At 62.6% G+C, this 2,269-nt stretch carries 4 protein-coding genes; 3 read left to right on the top strand and 1 reads right to left on the bottom strand.

Annotated features, from left to right (window positions below; translation table 11 throughout):
- The 3 genes from RUW20_RS01485 to RUW20_RS01495 all read left to right on the top strand — a co-directional run.
- The coding region (locus tag RUW20_RS01485) for an MFS transporter (protein WP_313950420.1) at positions 1–749 on the top strand (749 nt) is incomplete at its 5' end.
- Between the two features lie 51 nt (positions 750–800).
- Positions 801–1,280: a single-stranded DNA-binding protein gene (gene ssb / locus RUW20_RS01490; RefSeq protein WP_313950421.1), complete on the top strand. Its 480-nt coding sequence runs from the start codon at positions 801–803 to the stop codon at positions 1,278–1,280.
- A 46-nt stretch (positions 1,281–1,326) separates the two neighbouring features.
- Positions 1,327–1,920: a 3'-5' exoribonuclease domain-containing protein gene (locus RUW20_RS01495; protein ID WP_313950422.1), complete on the top strand. Its 594-nt coding sequence runs from the start codon at positions 1,327–1,329 to the stop codon at positions 1,918–1,920.
- 131 nt (positions 1,921–2,051) lie between these two features.
- On the opposite strand, the gene RUW20_RS01500 is transcribed toward RUW20_RS01495, so the two are convergent.
- A partial coding sequence (locus tag RUW20_RS01500) for a hypothetical protein (RefSeq protein ID WP_313950423.1) occupies positions 2,052–2,269 on the bottom strand: 218 nt, incomplete at its 5' end.

The following is a 2,269-nucleotide window of genomic DNA, read 5'->3' on the forward strand; positions in this document are numbered from 1 at the left end:
CCATCTCGATGGTCGGCGCGCCGCTGCTCTACGTCAGCATCGGCATGCCCGGCATCTTTGCGCTGACCGGGGGCCTGGCCTTGCTGGCTATTTTCGTGGTGCTCAGGGTGGTGCCAGCCGCACCTTCTGTGCCGCGTCAGCCGACCTGGCAGAGCTTCGTCGAGGTGCTTTCCAATCGCCAGTTGCTGCGCCTGAACTTTGGTGTGTTCGCGTTGCACCTGATGCTCACCTCGATGTGGGTGCTATTGCCCTCGCAACTGATCAGCACCGGCGGTCTGCCAGTCGGCGAACACTGGAAGCTCTACCTGCCGGCGCTGCTGCTGTCGTTCCTGATCATGGTGCCGGCGATCATCGCCGCCGAGCGTTACGGCCGCATGAAACTGGTCTTCAACGCGGCGGTCGCCCTCCTGCTGGTCGTGCAGGTCGGCTTCGGTCTTTTTTCGAGCGGGCTTTACTGGCTGGCTCTGTGGCTGACGCTGTTCTTTGTCGCCTTCAACATTCTGGAAGCGACGCAGCCCTCGCTGATCGCCCGCATAGCACCACCGCACGCCAAAGGTGCCGCCCTCGGCGTGTACAACACCACCCAGGCGCTGGGCTTGTTTGTCGGTGGTGTCCTCGGTGGCGCCCTGGCCAAGTACGTTGGCCCGAGCGCCGTCTGGGGCTGCGGTGTGGCACTGACCGCTATCTGGCTGTCGCTGTCGACGACCATGTCGATGCCGGCGCTGCGCAATCGGCAAGTGCCGGCCTAGATTCTATAATCGTCTTTTTCTCTTTTCGCACACCACATCCAGGGAGGCAACATGGCTTCGGTCAACAAAGTGATTCTCGTCGGCAATCTTGGCGCCGATCCGGAAACGCGCTATCTGCCGAATGGCGACGCCGTCTGCAACATTCGCATCGCAACCTCGGAATCGTGGAAAGACAAGCAGACCGGCGACAAGAAAGAAGCCACCGAGTGGCACCGCATTGTGTTTTTCCGGCGTTTGGCCGAAATCGCCGGGCAGTATCTGAAGAAGGGCTCGTCGGTTTACGTCGAGGGAAGCCTCAAGACGCGCAAGTGGCAGGACAAGGATGGTAACGAACGTTACACCACCGAGATCGTCGGCAACGAGATGAAGATGCTCGGCGGTCGCGAAGGCCTGGGTTCGCCGCCCAGCGACGAAGGGGACTACGGCGGCAGCATGCCGTCGGCGGGGGGAACCGCCGCCGGCACGGGACGCTCTGCGCCGACCAAGAAACCCCCGGTTTTCGAAGATATGGACGACGACATCCCGTTCTAGGCGACAGCTTCGCGGATGACTGCAGCAGATCGGGTGGGGGTTCCCCGTGTCCGAGATTTACGTCAGCACCGACGTTGAAACTGATGGCCCGGTGGCGGGCAGACACTCAATGCTCAGCATTGGGTCGGCGGCCTTCCTGGCGGACAAGACGCTGTTGTCGACCTTCTCGGCCAATCTGGAAACACTTCCCGAACTGGCCGTCGACAGCAGGACCGCCGCCTGGTGGGCGACCCAGCCTGAAGCGTGGGCAGCCTGCCGGCTGAACCTCGAACATCCACGGGCGGCGATGCCGCGCTACCTGGCGTGGCTCAAGGCGCTTCCCGGCAAGCCTGTCTTTGTCGCTTACCCCGCCGTCTTCGATTTTTCCTTCGTGTACTGGTATTTGACGCAGTTCGCCGGCGAGAACCCCTTCGGCTATTCGGCGATCGACATCAAGACCTACGCCATGGCCATGCTGCGCCAAGCTTATCGCGCCAGCGGCAAGCAATCGATGCCGGCCGAGTGGTTCGACCCGGTCAGCCACAGTCACGTCGCGCTCGACGACGCGCTCGAGCAGGGCAGCCTGTTCTGCAACATGCTGCGCGCCAACCTTGAACGGGTTGAGCGCGGGCTCAAGACCCGTGTGGACGACGAAAGCTGACCGGACTTCCGCAGCCATTGTTTGCCGCGGCCAGCGGCTGCGCTTCACACGCGATACCCCTGTCAACCGGAAACCCTTCCGACCGCTTTAGCCGTGAATCAGCATGCCGGGCGGTAGGCGTGCGGCCACGATCAGCAGCGCGATCGTCGTTGCGCGAATGCGCTGGCGTGTGCTCGAGGGTCCAGCAGCGCAAGCCGTCGAGCGGCGGCGATGATTTTCTTGCAGATCGGCTTGAATTTAATAGACGAACGGTCTAATATAACCTTCATGGACGCTGCCATCTCCCCTCCCCGCCGTCGCGGTCGCCCACCGAAGCGCGCCGACAGCCCGTTCGCCACCCGGGAGTTGC

The sequence above is a fragment of the Accumulibacter sp. genome (genome assembly GCF_032229525.1).
Lineage (GTDB): Bacteria > Pseudomonadota > Gammaproteobacteria > Burkholderiales > Rhodocyclaceae > Accumulibacter.

Excerpts from the sequence above, each read along its gene's own strand:
- ssb (WP_313950421.1), top strand. The coding sequence starts at position 801 with ATGGCTTCGGTCAACAAAGTGATTCTCGTCGGCAATCTTGGCGCCGAT.